The sequence below is a fragment of the Mediterraneibacter hominis genome (assembly GCF_014287475.1).
In the GTDB taxonomy this organism is placed as follows: domain Bacteria; phylum Bacillota; class Clostridia; order Lachnospirales; family Lachnospiraceae; genus Mediterraneibacter; species Mediterraneibacter hominis.
The window spans coordinates 403,387-420,541 of record NZ_JACOPF010000002.1; the positions used below are offsets into that span (position 1 = coordinate 403,387).

At 42.3% G+C, this 17,155-nt stretch carries 15 protein-coding genes; 7 read left to right on the forward strand and 8 right to left on the reverse strand.

All coding sequences use genetic code 11. The annotated features are described in order from the left end of the window. Window positions 1–17 precede the first annotated feature (17 nt). The 4 genes from H8S37_RS11410 to H8S37_RS11425 all read left to right on the forward strand — a co-directional run bounded on the left by H8S37_RS11410 (window position 18) and on the right by H8S37_RS11425 (window position 5,960). Entirely contained in the window at window positions 18–3,491 is a 3,474-nt protein-coding gene (locus tag H8S37_RS11410) for a DNA polymerase III subunit alpha (protein ID WP_186876192.1), read from the forward strand. Between the two features lie 126 nt (window positions 3,492–3,617). Further along, window positions 3,618–4,649, forward strand: coding sequence for a 6-phosphofructokinase (pfkA, locus tag H8S37_RS11415; RefSeq protein ID WP_243207174.1), 1,032 nt, complete (start codon window positions 3,618–3,620; stop codon window positions 4,647–4,649). A 21-nt stretch (window positions 4,650–4,670) separates the two neighbouring features. Beyond that, window positions 4,671–5,492, forward strand: coding sequence for a glutamate racemase (murI, locus tag H8S37_RS11420; protein WP_408631375.1), 822 nt, complete (start codon window positions 4,671–4,673; stop codon window positions 5,490–5,492). Window positions 5,493–5,495: 3 nt separating this feature from the next. Continuing rightward, on the forward strand, window positions 5,496–5,960 hold the full coding sequence (locus H8S37_RS11425; protein WP_186876194.1) for a DUF1934 domain-containing protein: 465 nt from the start codon (window positions 5,496–5,498) through the stop codon (window positions 5,958–5,960). A gap of 451 nt (window positions 5,961–6,411) precedes the next feature. Here H8S37_RS11425 and H8S37_RS11430 read toward each other — a convergent pair whose 3' ends face one another. The 7 genes from H8S37_RS11430 to H8S37_RS11460 all read right to left on the reverse strand — a co-directional run bounded on the left by H8S37_RS11430 (window position 6,412) and on the right by H8S37_RS11460 (window position 12,781). Then, entirely contained in the window at window positions 6,412–7,224 is an 813-nt protein-coding gene (locus H8S37_RS11430) for an energy-coupling factor ABC transporter ATP-binding protein (RefSeq protein ID WP_186876195.1), read from the reverse strand. Window positions 7,225–7,227: 3 nt separating this feature from the next. Continuing rightward, window positions 7,228–8,085, reverse strand: a complete 858-nt coding sequence (locus H8S37_RS11435) for an energy-coupling factor ABC transporter ATP-binding protein (protein ID WP_186876196.1) — start codon at window positions 8,083–8,085, stop codon at window positions 7,228–7,230. Next, the gene (locus H8S37_RS11440) at window positions 8,070–8,879 is read right to left on the reverse strand and encodes an energy-coupling factor transporter transmembrane component T (protein ID WP_186876197.1); all 810 of its coding nucleotides are present in this window, start codon (window positions 8,877–8,879) and stop codon (window positions 8,070–8,072) included. Before H8S37_RS11440 ends, H8S37_RS11435 begins: the two co-directional genes overlap by 16 nt. 39 nt (window positions 8,880–8,918) lie before the next feature. Then, window positions 8,919–9,539, reverse strand: a complete 621-nt coding sequence (locus tag H8S37_RS11445; RefSeq protein ID WP_186876198.1) for an ECF transporter S component — start codon at window positions 9,537–9,539, stop codon at window positions 8,919–8,921. A gap of 179 nt (window positions 9,540–9,718) precedes the next feature. Further along, window positions 9,719–10,606, reverse strand: coding sequence for a ribokinase (locus H8S37_RS11450; RefSeq protein ID WP_186876199.1), 888 nt, complete (start codon window positions 10,604–10,606; stop codon window positions 9,719–9,721). Between the two features lie 6 nt (window positions 10,607–10,612). Then, entirely contained in the window at window positions 10,613–11,560 is a 948-nt protein-coding gene (locus H8S37_RS11455) for a nucleoside hydrolase (RefSeq protein WP_186876200.1), read from the reverse strand. 57 nt (window positions 11,561–11,617) lie between these two features. Further along, the gene (locus H8S37_RS11460; RefSeq protein WP_186876201.1) at window positions 11,618–12,781 is read right to left on the reverse strand and encodes an MFS transporter; all 1,164 of its coding nucleotides are present in this window, start codon (window positions 12,779–12,781) and stop codon (window positions 11,618–11,620) included. Window positions 12,782–12,946: 165 nt separating this feature from the next. On the opposite strand from H8S37_RS11460, the gene H8S37_RS11465 reads away from it, so the two are divergent. Continuing rightward, window positions 12,947–13,642, forward strand: a complete 696-nt coding sequence (locus H8S37_RS11465; RefSeq protein WP_186876202.1) for a Crp/Fnr family transcriptional regulator — start codon at window positions 12,947–12,949, stop codon at window positions 13,640–13,642. A gap of 72 nt (window positions 13,643–13,714) precedes the next feature. Here H8S37_RS11465 and H8S37_RS11470 read toward each other — a convergent pair whose 3' ends face one another. Continuing rightward, complete coding sequence (locus H8S37_RS11470; RefSeq protein WP_186876203.1) at window positions 13,715–14,155, reverse strand: hypothetical protein; 441 nt, start codon at window positions 14,153–14,155, stop codon at window positions 13,715–13,717. A gap of 195 nt (window positions 14,156–14,350) precedes the next feature. Here H8S37_RS11470 and cls point away from each other — a divergent pair, with 195 nt between their 5' ends. Next, window positions 14,351–15,835, forward strand: a complete 1,485-nt coding sequence (cls, locus tag H8S37_RS11475; RefSeq protein ID WP_186876204.1) for a cardiolipin synthase — start codon at window positions 14,351–14,353, stop codon at window positions 15,833–15,835. Window positions 15,836–16,050: 215 nt separating this feature from the next. Continuing rightward, window positions 16,051–17,133 (forward strand): trigger factor, encoded by a 1,083-nt coding sequence (gene tig / locus H8S37_RS11480; RefSeq protein WP_186876205.1) that lies wholly within the window; start codon window positions 16,051–16,053, stop codon window positions 17,131–17,133. The last annotated feature ends 22 nt before the right edge of the window (window positions 17,134–17,155 follow it).

Here is a 17,155-nt window from a genome sequence, read left to right on the forward strand (position 1 = left end):
ACAGCGAGAGGTGAAACATGAATTTTGCGCATTTACACGTCCATACAGAGTACAGTCTGCTGGATGGATCCAATAAGATAAAAGAATATGTAGCACGTGTGAAGGAGCTGGGAATGAACAGCGCGGCAATTACAGATCATGGGGTAATGTACGGTGTCATTGATTTTTATCGAGAAGCGAAGAGACAAGGAATTAACCCGATTCTTGGCTGTGAAGTCTATGTGGCGCCAGGTTCCAGATTTGACAGAGAGATTTCCGGCGGAGAGGACAGATATTATCATCTGGTACTTCTGGCAGAAAATAATACAGGCTATGCAAACCTGATGAAAATTGTCTCAAAAGGGTTTGTAGAAGGATACTATTATAAACCGCGTGTAGATAAACAAGTGCTTCGTGAGTACAGCGAAGGGATTATTGCATTAAGCGCCTGCCTGGCAGGAGAGGTACAGCGGTATCTGACAAAAGGACTGTATGAAGAAGCAAAAAAGTCAGCCCTGGAATACAGAGATATTTTTGGAGAGGGGAATTATTTCCTGGAGCTGCAGGATCATGGCATACCAGAACAGACAATGGTAAATCAGCGCCTGTTGAGATTGTCTGAAGAGCTGGGGATTGAACTGGTAGCTACCAATGATGTCCACTATACCTATGCAGAGGACGCGAAAGCACATGATATTCTTCTGTGTATCCAGACGGGAAAGAAGCTCGCTGATGAAAACCGGATGCGGTATGAAGGCGGGCAGTATTATGTAAAATCTCCAGAAGAGATGCGCACGTTATTCCCATATGCTCTGCAGGCGTTGGAAAATACGCAGAAAATTGCAGACAGGTGTCATGTAACGATTGAGTTTGGAGTGACAAAACTTCCAAAATATGACGTGCCAGACGGTTTTACGTCGTGGGAATATCTGCAGAAGCTATGCTATGAAGGGCTTGAAAAGCATTACGGCAATCCTTCGGATGAATTGAAAGAGCGTCTGGAATATGAGCTTACCACCATTAAAAATATGGGGTATGTAGACTACTTCCTGATTGTATGGGATTTCATCAAATATGCCAAAGACCACGGTATCTCTGTAGGACCTGGCAGAGGGAGCGCGGCAGGGAGCATTGTGTCTTATTGCCTGGAAATTACAACAATCGATCCGATTAAGTACCAGTTGCTGTTCGAGCGTTTCTTGAATCCTGAGCGTGTCTCTATGCCTGATATTGATGTAGATTTCTGTTTTGAGCGCAGACAAGAAGTGATTGATTACGTAGTACGTAAATACGGGAAAGACCGCGTTGTGCAGATTGTAACCTTCGGTACACTTGCTGCGCGCGGAGTCATCCGCGACGTAGGAAGAGTTATGGATTTGCCGTATGCTTTTGTGGATACAATCGCAAAGATGATTCCTACAGAATTAAATATTACGATTGACAAAGCGATGAAGGAAAATCCGGAGCTGAAAAGAACGTATGAGAGTGACGAGCAGGTAAAATATCTGATCGATATGGCAAAACGCCTGGAAGGATTGCCGCGGCACAGCTCCATGCATGCTGCCGGCGTTGTAATCTGTCAGGAGGACGCGGATGAATATGTTCCCCTTTCCCGTGCTTCTGACGGAACAATCACAACACAGTTTACTATGACAACGCTGGAGGAGCTGGGGCTTTTGAAGATGGATTTCTTAGGCTTACGTACGCTCACTGTGATCCAAAATGCGGTACAGATGGCACGAAAGAAAACGCCGGATTTGGATATGACAAAGATTGACTATAATGATACCGCAGTTTTAGAGTATATCGGTACCGGAAAGACAGATGGAATCTTTCAATTGGAAAGTGGAGGAATGAAAGGCTTTATGAAGGAATTAAAGCCCCATAGCCTGGAGGACATTATTGCCGGAATTTCCCTCTATCGTCCAGGGCCGATGGATTTCATCCCACAGTATATCAAAGGGAAGAATGATGCAGGGTCGATTTTCTATGACTGCCCACAGCTAGAACCGATTCTTGAGCCTACGTATGGCTGTATTGTGTATCAAGAACAGGTTATGCAGATTGTACGTGATCTGGCAGGATACACATTGGGGAGAAGTGATTTGCTCCGTCGTGCAATGTCAAAGAAAAAAGGCGATGTTATGAGAAAGGAACGCCAGATTTTCGTATATGGGGATGAAAAGACTGGAGTACCAGGCTGTATAAACAATGGGATCGATGAAAAGACAGCGAACAAGATTTATGATGAAATGATTGATTTTGCAAAGTATGCATTCAATAAATCTCATGCCGCTGCGTATGCGGTTGTCGCCTACCAAACTGCCTATCTGAAATTTTATTATCCAGTAGAATTTATGGCTGCGCTTATGACGTCTGTGATTGAAAATCCTCCTAAAGTGGCAGAATATATTTATGCCTGCCGGCAGATGGATATTCACATACTTCCTCCGGACATTAATAGAGGCATTGCAAGCTTCTCTGTGGATGGCGGTAACATCCGGTATGGACTGGCCGCGATCAAAAGTATTGGAAAACCAGTGATAGAGTTGATTGAAGCAGAGAGAAAAGAATTTGGTCCTTTTAAGAATCTGGAAGACTTTATCAGCCGGATGTCAGTGAAAGACATATTAAATAAAAAAGTAATAGAAAACTTTATTAAGTCCGGTGCGCTGGACTGCCTTGGTGGAACGCGGAAACAGTATATGAGTATTTATATTCAGATTATGGAGCATGTCAATCAAGAGAAAAAGTATGCGATGACCGGACAGATGACACTGTTTGATCTGGTAGATGAAGAACAGAAAAGCGAGTTTGAGATCAAACTGCCGGATGTAGGGGAATATTCAAAAGAGAATCTGCTCGCCTTTGAGAAGGAAGTGCTTGGAATCTATATCAGCGGACATCCTCTGAAAGAATATGAGGAGAAGTGGAAAAAAGTAATTTCTGCAACTACACTGGATTTCCAGCCGGATGAAGAAACCGGACGCACGAAAGTGCATGACGGGGTGAAGGAAATCATAGGGGGAATGATTACAGACAAAACAGTAAAACATACAAAGACAAACCAGATGATGGCGTTCGTGACAGTGGAGGATTTGCTTGGGACAGTGGAGGTTGTTGTATTTCCCAGAGACTACGAAAAGAACAGAGAATACCTGGAAATCGACAATAAAGTATTTATACGCGGCAGAGTATCCGAGGAGGACGAGAGGGCGAGCAAGCTGATTTGCGAGAAGATAATTCCTTTCGAGAAGACGAAAAAAGAGCTTTGGATTCAGTTCCCCGATAAGGCAGCGTATCTGGAAAATGAGCAGATTATATACGGATACCTGGCAGATTCAGAAGGAGAGGACGAGGTGGTGATTTACTGTGCAAAAGAACGGGCGGTAAAACGCCTGCCGAAAAACCGCAACATTCGAATTGGACAGGAAATCTTAGGAAGATTGATGAATCATTACGGCGAGAACAGGATAAAAGTGGTAGAAAAAGCTATTGAAAACCATTTCTAAATGGGGTAGAATATTATCCAAAGTGTTAAAATTTAATCAATAATGTCAGTGTATATTGGCATCAGTATTGCTGTAAAGGCAAAAATGGGTTTAGGTTATTATTTTTGGGAAAGGTGGAATTGAAACATGGCAGAGACAAAAGAAAATATGACAGCAGTGGATAAGGCAAAACTGCTGGATGAAATCGAGGACAGGATCCGTACCATAGGTGTGTTGACAAGTGGAGGAGATGCACCGGGTATGAACGCGGCAATCCGTGCAGTTGTCAGAACCGCATTGGCGCGCGGATTAAAGGTGCGTGGAATCCGCAGAGGGTACCATGGGTTGTTGAAAGAAGAAATTATAGATTTGACAGCGCGGGATGTATCAGACACGATCCAACGCGGTGGTACGATTTTACAGACTGCCAGGTGCCAGTCTATGCGTACAGAAGAAGGACAGCAGAAGGCAGCGGCGATTTGTAAGAAATACGGTATAGACGGATTGGTCGTTATTGGAGGTGACGGCTCTTTCGCGGGTGCGCAAAAATTGGCAAATCTTGGAGTGAATACAATAGGAATTCCTGGAACGATCGACTTAGATATTGCGTGTACAGATTATACGATCGGTTTCGATACAGCAGTGAATACGGCTATGGAAGCTATTGATAAGGTGCGTGATACTTCCACTTCCCATGAACGGTGCAGCATTATAGAGGTTATGGGAAGGGATGCAGGATACCTGGCCTTGTGGTGTGGAATTGCAAATGGAGCAGAAAAAATTCTTATGCCGGAAGAAAAGGATTTCAACGAGCAGGAGTTAATTGACGATATCCTGGAGAACAAAAAACGCGGCAAGAAGAACTATATTATTATCAATGCCGAAGGAATCGGTGATTCCATCAACATGGCAAAAAGAATTGAGGAAGCAACTGGTATTGAGACAAGGGCAACAATTCTTGGACACATGCAGCGCGGCGGAAGCCCGACATGTAAAGACAGAGTATATGCTTCTACAATGGGGGCTATGGCAGTGGATTTGTTATGTCAGGGAAAGTCAAATCGCGTAGTTGGGTATAAGAAGGGACAGTATGTGGACTTTGATATAGAAGAAGCACTTGCGATGAAGAAGACAATTCCAGAATATCAGTATGAAATATCAAAAGTATTGGCTATCTAGGAGAGGATAAATAAAGTGAAGGTGACAGAAAAGAAATCAGCGCCGATCGGTGTATTTGACTCCGGAGTAGGTGGTCTGACAGTAATGCGGGAGATTTCCCGCCAGCTGCCCTGTGAAAATATTATATATTTTGGAGATACAGCGCGTGTTCCATATGGAAGCAAATCTCAGAATAATGTGATTCGTTTTTCAGAACAGATCATTCGCTTCCTCCAGACAAAACAGGTGAAGGCAATTGTGATTGCGTGCAATACAGCGAGTGCGCTTGCATTGGAGTCTGTACAGGAACGGTTTGCAGTTCCGATTATCGGGGTGGTAATTCCTGGAGCACGTGCGGCAGTTGAGGTGACACAGAATCGGAAAGTAGGCGTGGTGGGAACCGATGCTACAGTGCAAAGTGGTATGTATACCAAAGTAATCCACAAGATGGCGCCGGATATAGTGGTTCTGGAAAAAGCCTGCCCTCTGTTTGTACCCCTTGTGGAAGAAGGATTTAAGGAACATGTGGTGACAGAGGAAGTAATAGAGTACTATCTGGATTCTCTGAGAAATACAGAGATTGACGCTATGATTTTGGGGTGTACGCATTATCCGCTGCTTCGTTCTAAGATACGCGCCTTCATGGGAGATAAAATACAGATTGTAAATCCTGCTTATGAAACGGCAATGGATTTGAAAAAGCTTTTGAAACAGCAAGGAATAGAAAATGACGGAGCTGCCGGAGAATGTAAGCGTTATGAATTTTACGTCAGTGATGCGGCAGAAAAGTTCCGTAAGTTTGCCAACACGGTTATGCCGTTTGATGTGCCGACGACAAATGTAGTAAATATTGAGGAATATTAAGATATGACAAAAGATGTAATCGTAAGTATTTCCGGGCTTCATCTGGATATGATGGCGCCGGCTTTCAAAGAAGAGGATGCGATTGAGGTTATGACTCCCGCAAGCTATTACCTTCGAAATGGAAAGCATTATATTCTCTATGATGAAGTACTGAAGGGAATGGCAGGGACAATCAAAAATAAAATAAAGATTACTGGTACAGACAGCCTGGAAATTATGAAAACAGGGGCGTCTAATACACATATGGTTTTTGAAAAAAATAAGAAAAACCTTACCTATTACCGGACTCCTTACGGGCAGATGCTTGTAGGCTTAAATACCCGCAGTATGGAAATTAACGTGACAGAAGAGAAGATAGACGTGCTGGTGGATTACGAGCTGGATGTCAACCATGAGCCGATGGCAGACTGCCGAATTAAAATGAATATTACATCAAAAGACAGTAAAAATTTTTCTGTATTGAGTTAAGAATTCAGATAAAAAAGGGACACTGTAATTTATTCTTTCCGGTTTGATAAAACAGTTTTTTGAGAGAAGTAAAGAGTTAAATAGTAATGGAATAGCCTTTATTAAGATAAGGGAATATTACTGTTTAACTCTTTTATTGTATAGGAAACTCCGTTCCCTATACAATAAAACCCTCCGGGCGGGATGCGCACTGCGCGCAAGTGGAAAATGGTGCTGCAACCAACATTTGAATGGGGAGCGCAATGGTAAAATTGTAAGGAAGATAAATGAAGAAATCTTTTAGTCCTTGAAGATTTATTTGACCACTTACAATCACAGAAAAGAAAAACGCCTTACAAGCATTCAAAGCCTGCAAGGCGTTTCCTTTTACGCAGTTTATTATATTTGAGAATTTAAAAAAATCAAGAGTTTTTTAAGAGACTGTTACAGAAGGAGTTGAAACTATATAATATTATGGTAAGCCCACCCATTTATCGTAGATCTGTCTTGCGGCTGTTTCAACATCTGCTGCCTCTATACCTAAATGCCGGCAGAGTCTGAGGATGCCGGGCGGCTCCAGGCCCGCCTTTTTAAAGAGCTGAGGGGTTTGGAAAGCTTCCTTACGTGTACCAAAGAAAAGTATTCCTTTATTTGCCATTACGATGAACTTATCAAAATTTTCAAAGACAAATTCCATATCATGTGAGATGACGATCACAGTTTTCTTTTTTTCTTTTAAGTCCCGGAAAATATTTATCAGTGTATTCCGCCCAGCCAAGTCCTGACCGGCTGTAGGCTCATCAAAGATAAAAATATCTGGATCCATGGCTAATACAGACGCCATAGCTACGAATCTTCGCAGAGAGAGGGGAAGCTCAAATGGATTTTTCGTTCTGTATTTCTCCATACCTGTAATATGAAGGGCTGCATCGATTTGCGCTCTGACATTCTGTCCTTTTTGCCTTACTATTTTTCTGCAAAAGCCTACTTCCTTTTCTACTGAGGGATGGAAAATCTGATCGTCTGGATTTTGAAATACATACCCAACATGATGCGCGATTTTTGCAGCTGTATATTCTTTTGTATTCATGTCACCGATCCAGACGTTTCCATCAGTGGGAGACAAAAGACGGTTTATAAGCTTCGCGAGGGTGCTCTTTCCTGCTCCATTGTGCCCTATCAAAGCGATCTGCTCCCCTCCATTTATTTTTAAATCTATATGTTCGAGGACAGATCCGCTGTCAGGATAAGAAAAGCTTACATTTTGAAATAGAATATCTTTCATAGTTTATCTCTTTTCTGTATGCAGTAGTCTGTTGATTACGTTAAGTGCCTGGTCATAGGTTATGGGAATTGAATCAAAGGAAATCCCATATTGTTTTAATTTATTACTCAAAAGTGCCGCTTGCGGAGGAAGGACGCCTCTGTCTATCAGATCAGGAGAGGAGAGAATGTGATTTATATTCCCCCTGTTCGTTAATCGTCCCTTTTCAAAAATAAGGACTTCGTCTGCATATTCTGCAATCAGATCCGTTTTATGTTCCGCAATAATCACCGTTTTTTTCTGTTCCTTTAATGCTTTTACAATATCAAATACATTCCTTGTCTCCTGTGGATCTAGTTGGCTGGTAGGCTCATCCAGAATTAAAATGTCTGGTTCCTGTACAAGAACAGAGGCAAGCGCGGTGCGTTGCAGTTGGCCGCCGGAAAGATGGAGAGGATTCTTTAACGCCAGGTCTTTGATATTTGTCTTTTCCATAGCCTGTATAACTCTGGGCTCTATGGTATCGGCATCAGCTCCTATATTTTCCAGGCCATATGCTACCTCCTCAAATACAGTATCCTTTACCCCGCTTAACTGTGTAAAAGGATTTTGGAATACATAACCGATTTCTTTAGCCAGCAATCCGCCGTAATCGGAAAGGGGTTTATTTTTCAATAGTACCTCGCCAGTCAAAGTACCTTGATAAAATGCAGGTACAAAACCTCTCAGAAGAGAACAAAAGGTTGTCTTACCGGAACCATTAGCCCCGAGAATTCCATAGATTTTCCCAGCTTCCAGGGCAATATTGATGTCGATAAGAGCTGGAAATCTGCTTAAAGGATAATAATAGGTGATATTTCTACACTCTATGATAGAAAACATAACATTACCCTCCCTGCCAGTATAAATATAGTGCATAAGGCGGCAACCATGACCGCATATGCTTCATGTCCGCTGCGTTTTACATTCAATAAATGGGTCTTGGGACATTCTACCAGAAAGCCCTTTGTCTCTAAAGCCAATACTCGTTCTTCGACACCGGTTATAGCGGTCAGAAACAGGGGGAGCAGTACGGGGATAAAAGCTTTTATCCGAAGGAGAAGGTTTCCGTCGGTTTCGATGCCGCGTGCTCTTTGTGCATTGAGAATCGTCTTACTGTTTTGTGAAAGGACATCAATCATTTGAAAGGTGGAGAGCATAATATAAGCAGCTTTGTAGTGGACGCCAGAGTCTTCCAGTGCACGAATGATTTCTTTGGTTTCTGTGGTCTGAAAAAACCAGATAAAAATACCTGCTATATTCAGCAGAGTAAATGCCAGGGAAATACCGGATCTTATTCCTTCCTCATATAGAGTCAGGAAGAAGATGCGGAAAACGAGTCTTCCTCCGGGGATTAAAAAAACCTGTACGAAGAAGATAATAGCTGCAAATTTTATTATATCTTTTAAAATATTGTAACCATTTTTGGAGATTTCACTTACTATGAGCAGAAACACAACAATACCAAATTCGGGGATCAGAAGCAGCGGTAAAGATAAACTTGTTATTCTGACGGTTCCGATTACCAGTGTACAAAATATATATAGGACAACAATAATTAGTTTTGCTGTGGGATAGAGTGCTGCGATTTTGTTTGTTTTATAGATTTGTATTTGTTCTGTGTAGTTTGTTTCCATAACCGGTCACCCTTTCTTTCACTGTATGGCTGATGATTCCTACATAGGCGGAAGTTTATTCTGGTTTTTGATAAAGGTACATCCGCATTTATATTTAATCAGTATACGGGGAGGAATACAGCGTATGACAGACAGGCATATAATAAAAGACAAGATTCGGTCTAATACAGTAAAGATGCCTTCCGTTCCCAGAAAGGCTGTCCATATATTGACACCCGCCGCCATTACGACAGCTGTGATGATGGAAGTTCCGCCTCCGGTAATTCCGCCGTATAATAAAACAACAACAGGGGCGGAAAGGATAATTGTAATTGCTGATATGATGCATATAGAAATGGGCCATTTCCACCAGGAAGAAAACATATTTTTATTCGCAAGAAATCCGGTTACAAGCCCTACTCCTATATTTACTATGATAAAAGGCAAGACAGATGGATTGATAACACCGGATACCAAATTTGACAGTGCTCCCGCAGCCGCACCAACCCAGGGACCGCACAACATAGAAACAAACATAGTTCCGATGGCATCCAGATATAAGGGGAGCTTTAGAATCGCAGCGGTCTGACCTCCTACAAAGTTCACAGCTACGCCTATAGGAATGACCAGAATTGCCAGCATAGAAAAATCATGTTTTAGGAAGTGTGTTTTGTATTTCATAATTCCCCTCTTATGTAAAAAATGCTCAATGTTTTTCGTTGCTTCTTGATTTTAATGTTACTTTAGCACAAATAGAATGGCTGAAAAATGACATTTGTCAGTTTATAAGTATATTCAGACAGTAAAAAATAGAAAGTATGGTTTTCCTACCATACTTTCTATTTTGTTCTATCCTATTCCTATTTTGTGCTTAAAACCTCATCTATTTTAGGTATGGACAGAGCCGCGCCTTTACGTGAGACAGTGATAGAGGCCGCTTTGGCAGCCATTTGCATAGATTCCTTCGCACAGAATCCTTTTAACTGCCCTGCCAGATAATATCCTGTGAAGGTATCTCCGGCAGCGGTCGTATCTATAGCTGTGACAGGATAGCTTTCTTGTGTGATATGGCCTTCTTTCCCCAGATACAGAGCACCCCGTTCACCCAGTGTCAGTACGATTTCAGCATGAGGAAAAGCAGCATGTACCTTTTTTAAAAGCACATTGTCATTTCCGGTATCTTTTATTAATTCCTGTGCCTCAATTTCATTTAGAATAAAGCAACTGATGTGCTTCAGATTTATATCAAAAATCTTACTGTCCATCGGAGATGGGTTCAGCGCAATATGGATCCCTTTTTTGTGTGCACTTTCCACGATATAGGGAATTTCATTTATCTCATTTTGCAGAAGCAGCCAGTCATCTTTTTCAAAATTTTGTAAAACACAATCTATAAATTCACGTGTAACAGCTTGGTTTGCTCCTCCGTACAACAGGATGCAGTTATCTCCCTGGGCGTCATTTTGAATGATCGCATTTCCCGTTCGGGTTTGCTCGGAGGTCATAACATAACGGGTATCGACACCAGCGTCTTTTAGAATATCCTCCAGAAATGTACCGTCTGTTCCTATCATTCCCGCGTGATATACATGTAATCCTGCTCGGCTTAACGCGACAGACTGATTCAGTCCCTTTCCTCCGCACGAAACACGCAGATTTTTAGAGGATATGGTTTCTCCCTTTCGTACAAAATGTTCGACTTCATAGACGTAGTCTATATTCAGGGAACCAAAATTTAATATGTTCATTATCGTTTACTCCACTCGCAAGGTCCTGTAAATATATTCTTTGTATTTATCTGGATGCAGCTTACTGCAAATATATACATTCGGTTCTTTACCGGAGAAGTAATTTACATCCACCAGCATGGAACCATAGCTTGGCCCATTTGTAACGTCTACCTCGCAGTAATACTTGTCACATTTATCAATACATTCCGGATAAAGAGCTGCTGCCATTGCAGATGGATCTGCCATGTCAAGATAGGCATCTCCAAAGCGCTCCTTATTCATTTCCATTAAGTCTTTATTGCAGTCAATGGCAAATTTGCCAAGCGTACTTCCGTTCCTGATTTTGTCAATTTCCTGTGGGTTCAACATACTGTCGCCCAGGCAGGCATCCCATCCTACATAGATAATCTGGTCTAGTCCGGATTCCGTAACAATCTTGGCTGCTTCTGCGTCCTGCCATATGTTAAATTCAGCCACCGGCGTTACATTTCCTGCGCCCAGTCCGGCAGTTCCCATGATGATGATGCGTCCTGCCTTTTGCATCGCTTCATAATCGAGACGGAGGGCAAGCGCAATATTTGTAAGAGGCCCGAGAGCGACGATGTCGATTTCTCCCTTTTCACTGTTGCGCAGATGTTCCAGCATTTTTAGAACGCCATGTCCTTCTTGGGCTTTTAATCGTTTTGGAACAAGCCCAATATCACCCATTCCGTCATTTCCATGTGTTTCATGGGCATAGATAAGCTCTTTCAGAAGCATTTTGTCTGAACCCTTATATACAGGCGGTTCGTAAGTGTCGGCATATTCGATCGTTGTCAATGTATTGATCGTTGCCTGATCTACATGCACATTTCCTGAAACGGTGGAAATCATTACAATTTCATAAGCTGGGTCATTTAATGCCATTGCAATCGCCATTGCGTCATCAGATCCACAATCTGTATCAATAATAATTTTCTTTTTCTGTTCCATAATAATAGTCTCCTTTTATATATGATTCGATAAAATATACCTGCACAAAGGCATGGTTTACACTTCTGTTTCGGAAGTGGAAAGTTTTACTACCGCTGCCGCAATGATACATACAGCCAACATAATCAGAGCAAAGATATAAGAGAAATCAATGCCCAGGCTGGCGATAACTGCTCCTGTGATAACTGGTGTGAAGAAATCTGCAAAACCGCTTGCAGTTGCGACTAAAGAGCTTGCGACACTGATTCTTTTATATCCGATACGCGTAGCGATAGATACGATAACGCTGAACAGTACGCCTAAGAAAAGTCCCGCGATAAACAGTCCGACGAAATAAACCGGCGTCGTGTTGATAACCATAGCGGCAAGGATTGCAATAAAGGCTACGGCACAGTTCATAAGAAGCACAGTCTGGCTCTTGATGTATCTTAAAACAATAACGAATACGGCGCCTCCGATTACGCAGCCTACATTATATACAGTAAACATAAATGCTGCGGAAGCCTCAGAAATTCCTCTGCTGATTGCGAAGCTGGAAGTATACAGGCCGATTGCGCTGGATACTGCGCTGAACGCAGCTACAACAAGGAAGATTCCCACATAGACGACGTAAGGTTTTTTTGTATACAGCGGCTGGATGTGTTCTTCAGCCTCTTCTGCCTGCTGCTCTGTCTCTTTTGCAAAGAAAGTCAGAATAAAGATTAAGACGGCAACTGCTGCCAATACAAAATAAGAGTAGTAGAACGGCAGTTTTCCTGAGAGCATAATTCCGATCAGGAAAGGTGTTACAGAAGTACCGATACCAAAGAGTGTCTGTCCTCCGCTTAAGGCGCTGGAGTAATTCTTCTTAAATACCATGCTCAGTAAAACCGGAGTTACTGCATCCTGGGTTCCCATTCCGATTCCGCCCAGCACTGCGAACAGCATTCCTGCATAGAAGTTTATAATCAATGGGATTCCTAATAAAAAGGCACCTGTTAAAGCTGCGCCGATTGCAAGGACTTTGAGTGGGCCGATCTTTTCAACCATACGTCCGGTGATATAGACAGTCAATACACGCCCCAGGGCATATGCGGAACCTAATAATGCGACCTTATCTAGTCCGATTCCATACATTTCTACTAGCTGCGGAAGGCTGCTTCCGACAAGAACGCACGCAGCACCGGTTAGAAAATACATGGCAAACGCCAGAAAACCTAACAATTTGTATCTGTTTTTCATGTTTACTTTTACCTCTCTTCCTGTGTGGTTAGTTAAAATATCCGGATATGTTTTGTGTATTTTTCACAAAACTTTTTTCTAACTTGATATTAATCTACCATAGTTATATAATACAAAAAATGACACATGTCATTTTTGTGATTCAGTTTATGGAGGCAGTATGAAATGCAAACGAATCTGGAAAAGGCTCTGAAGATTATTTTAGAAAAGAAGTATAACACTAGAAATCCAGTGCTTTCGCTTGCGGAAATCGTTCCGTCTAAGGATCTTCTGATATTTGAAAAAAATGAGACAATTCTCAACCAGAAAGAGCCGCTGGATTACTTTTATTTTCTGCTAAGCGGGCGGGTTTCGGTGTGGAATGAAATTTCCTGGAACAGCAACAATATAATCGAATATTTAGAACCACTTGAGATTTTAGGGTTGATTGAATACTTGAATCATACGGACTACTACACTGCTTATATTTTAGCGGAGAGTAAATGTACAGTATTTAGAATTCAGACAGAAAGATTCATACAGATGATACAGCAGAATAATGAACTGTGTTTTCAGACGCTTTTCGTTCTTGGGAATATCGCAGCATTAAATATGGAAGGCGCAGAAAAACAGCATTTATTTACCCCCGGAGATATATTGGGGCATTATTTATTTTTACAAGCGTGCCATCGCCGTCCATATACCTGTCCTCTTACGAGAGTAGCGCTGGCAGAAAAGCTGCATATCAATCTGAGAACTCTATACCGGCACATCTATGCACTGGAAAGTCAGAACTATCTGAGTATAAAAAAGGGGAAGATTGTAATCGAAGAAGAACAGTACAAGCTTCTTGCTGAGAAATACGATGAAATTATCCTTTGAGAAAAAGACAAAATTTATCCAAAGAAATACGGCATAGTTGCGAATTACTATGCCGTATTTTATGTATTCTATTTATTTTCCCCTCAGCCGCGCAAAGAATCCTTTCTTCTTCGGCGGAGTCTCCAGCGCGCCGCGAACGCCTCTTACTCCGGTTATGTAAATTCCGCTGATGACGGCTTTTACCTCTTTCTTTACCGGAATCAAAGGAAAGACCTGTGCGTCGCACATCAGGGTCATAATCTTGGGGCCGATTTTAGCCTTTACTACAGGAACCTTAGTGCGGCGAAGGTATTTGGGTGTATTTTCTAAAACAGCAGAAGGAAAACCGGCGTCCCGCAACTTCATCTTGCCTTTGTCAATGACCAGTATGCTGACAGTCTGAGCAATGGCGTCCATTTGTTCTTTCTGTGCCGCCTGTTTCTTTTCTGCTTTTTTTCCCATTACATATAAAACAATGACTGCGATAATTAATATCACAAGAATTACAAGCATTATTATCAATGGTGTACTCACGATAGAACCCTCCTAATTACTCTGTTTCGCAAGTAGTATTGTATCATTGTTTAAGGACAAGTGCAAGCAATTTGATATTTTGGGGTTACTTTTCCTATGCAAAACGAGTATACTGTGTATGTGACTTGCTATTCCATTTCTGATACGCGGAAAATGGAGTGTGATATGCGGAAGAAAAGGAGTTTTTGACGAATTATGAGTGTAACAGAAACAATATGGAATCTGTTGGTAGCAGGGTATGATTTTATCATGGATAATCTGCTGGTTATCAATATACTGCTGTCCCTTGTTATTGTTTTCTTTCAGAGGAGGTCTCCGCAGACAGTATGGACCTGGCTGCTCTTGCTCTACTTCATCCCGATTCTGGGATTTCTCTTATATTTGGTGATCGGACAAGATTTTCATAAAAGCAGGATGTTTAAAGCAAAAGAAATAGAAGGGGAATTAAAGTATGCGGTGCGTCGGCAGGAGGAGACGATATATAGAAAGCAGTTAAGGCTGGCGAATCCGGAGATGGCGCGGTTTAAGGATTTGATTCTCTATAATCTGGAGGCAGGAGAAGCAGTCCTGACGGATAACAATGAAGTGCGCATTTATACGGACGGGAAGGAAAAATTTCGGGCGCTGATAGAAGAAATGAAACAGGCAAAGCGGTATATCCATTTACAGTACTATATTATACGGAATGATGAACTGTGGAGAGAGATAGAAAAAGTCCTGCTTCAGAAGGCAAAGGAAGGTGTGGAAGTCCGCGTCCTTTTTGACAGCATGGGCTGCCGTACAATGCATAATAAGGATTGGGAAAGACTGGAGAGAGCAGGGATCCAGGTAGCAGAATTCTTTCCGGCACTGCTGGGGCAGCTGCAGCTGCGTGTGAATTACCGAAACCACAGAAAAATCGTCGTGATAGACGGTAGAATCGGGTTTGTCGGTGGATTTAATATTGGACGGGAATACCTGGGATTGGATACGAAGAAATTTGGCTATTGGAGGGATACGCATCTTTGCATAGAGGGGGCGGCGGTGACTTCTCTTGCTGTCCGGTTCGTGCTGGACTGGAATTATGCGGCGAAGGAAAATCTGTTTTTAGAGGACAGATTGTTTGAAATTCCCGACTATGTACGCCGCGGAAGAGATCCGGTGCAGATTATTTCAAGCGGCCCTGATTCACAGACAAAAACGATCCACGATAACTATCTTCGTCTGATTCACAGCGCAAAGGATCACGTCTACATACAGACACCGTACTTTATTCCGGATGAATCGATCTTCGACGCATTAAAAATTGCCAGCCGATCCGGTGTGGACGTGCGTATCATGGTGCCCTGCAAGCCGGATCATCCATTTGTGTACTGGGCGACGTATTCTTATTTAGGAGATATGGTTGCGGCAGGGGCAAAATGCTATGTATATAACAATGGATTTTTACACGCAAAAACGCTCAGCGTGGACGGTATGGTGGCATGTGTGGGAACTGCGAACATGGACATTCGAAGCTTTGGCCTGAATTTTGAAGTGAACGCGGTGATATATAGTGAGCGTACAGTACAGAGACTGGAGAGAACATTCGAAAATGACATGACAAAATGTACGCATGTGACAAGAAAGATCTATGATCAGAGAGGACTCGTCATACGGACAAAAGAGCAGTTCTCCAGACTGTTGTCCCCGCTTCTGTAAAAAATAACATGCGGTGTGCCCTTTAGGGTATACCTTATCGGGCGAAGCCCGCCGTCCCGAAGGGAATGTGTTACGGTGTGCCCTTTAGGGTATAGTTTTGGTGAAGAGTCGTGTATTTTTGCGGAAGGAACTTTTCACTGAAAAGGAAATGTGGTATAAATATAGGAAGCGCATAGAAGGCTTCGTATGGGAAAAAGATAAAAGGAGAGACGAAAATGAAAAAGAAAGTAATTGCAGTTATGATAAGCTTGATGCTGACAGCATCCTTAGCAGGATGCAGCGGTGAGATTTCAAATGATTATATTACAATTACCCAGTATAAGGATCTGGAAGTTCCACAGGTAGAAAGTACGGAGATCACAGAGGAAAAAATAGAAAATGTAATTAACAGTAATTTGGAGCTGGCGGCTACAAAAGAAAGTGTTACAGATCGCGCCGCACAGGAAGGCGATACTGTGAATATGGATTATACGGGAACGATCGAGGGCGTGGCTTTCGAGGGCGGAACAGCCTCCGGCGCAACAATCGAGCTGGGAGAAAACAGCGGTTATATAGGAGCGACGGGAGATTATGAAGGTTTTGCAGATCAAATTGTCGGACATAATATAGGAGAGGAATTCGATATTACCGTACAGTTTCCGGAAGATTATACAGCAGAGATGGCAGGAAAAGTGGCAGATTTTCATATTAAAATAAATGAGATCTACCAGATGAAGACACCAGAGCTGACAGACGAATGGGTACAGGAAAACAGCGAAGAATCTAAGACAGTAGAAGAGTATAAGAAGGAAATTAAAAAACAACTGGAAGAAGAAAATACAGAGTCTGTAGATGGAGAACTGGAAAATGCTGTGATGGAGGTATTTCTAGAGAAAGTAGAAGTGAAGAAATATCCAAAGGGCGCAGTAGAGGAACAAGTACAGGAGGTAAAAGAGTACTATACGAGTATTGCAGGCGCATACGGGATGGAATTTGGCGATTTCCTTGCCAATTATATGAATGGAATGACAGAAGAGGAGTTTAATGAACAGGCAGAGAAAGCGGCGCAGAATACAGTGAAGAGAAATGAAGCAGTCAAGCTGCTCGCTGAAAAGAAACATTTAGAGCCGTCAGAGGAAGAATATGAAAAGGAAATCGAAAAATATGCTGAAGAAGCCGGAGCTGCGGATGTGGAAGCCTTCAAAGAGCAATACGGCGAAGACACGTTGAAACTGGCTATACTCACAGAGAAGGTAGCAGAATATCTGGCAGATAACTGTATCCAGGTAGAAAGCTCTGACACAGAGGGCGCAGAATAAAAGTAGGAAAATAAGTGCGGAA

Bases quoted from the DNA above. Each gene is read 5' to 3' on its own strand.
- cls (WP_186876204.1), top strand. From the start codon at position 14,351: ATGAGTGTAACAGAAACAATATGGAATCTGTTGGTAGCAGGGTATGAT.
- H8S37_RS11455 (WP_186876200.1), bottom strand. From the start codon at position 11,560: ATGGAACAGAAAAAGAAAATTATTATTGATACAGATTGTGGATCTGAT.
- H8S37_RS11445 (WP_186876198.1), bottom strand. From the start codon at position 9,539: ATGAAATACAAAACACACTTCCTAAAACATGATTTTTCTATGCTGGCA.
- H8S37_RS11460 (WP_186876201.1), bottom strand. From the start codon at position 12,781: ATGAAAAACAGATACAAATTGTTAGGTTTTCTGGCGTTTGCCATGTAT.
- H8S37_RS11465 (WP_186876202.1), top strand. From the start codon at position 12,947: ATGCAAACGAATCTGGAAAAGGCTCTGAAGATTATTTTAGAAAAGAAG.
- H8S37_RS11410 (WP_186876192.1), top strand. From the start codon at position 18: ATGAATTTTGCGCATTTACACGTCCATACAGAGTACAGTCTGCTGGAT.
- tig (WP_186876205.1), top strand. From the start codon at position 16,051: ATGAAAAAGAAAGTAATTGCAGTTATGATAAGCTTGATGCTGACAGCA.
- pfkA (WP_243207174.1), top strand. From the start codon at position 3,618: ATGGCAGAGACAAAAGAAAATATGACAGCAGTGGATAAGGCAAAACTG.
- H8S37_RS11435 (WP_186876196.1), bottom strand. From the start codon at position 8,085: ATGTTTTCTATCATAGAGTGTAGAAATATCACCTATTATTATCCTTTA.
- H8S37_RS11430 (WP_186876195.1), bottom strand. From the start codon at position 7,224: ATGAAAGATATTCTATTTCAAAATGTAAGCTTTTCTTATCCTGACAGC.
- H8S37_RS11440 (WP_186876197.1), bottom strand. From the start codon at position 8,879: ATGGAAACAAACTACACAGAACAAATACAAATCTATAAAACAAACAAA.
- H8S37_RS11450 (WP_186876199.1), bottom strand. From the start codon at position 10,606: ATGAACATATTAAATTTTGGTTCCCTGAATATAGACTACGTCTATGAA.
- H8S37_RS11425 (WP_186876194.1), top strand. From the start codon at position 5,496: ATGACAAAAGATGTAATCGTAAGTATTTCCGGGCTTCATCTGGATATG.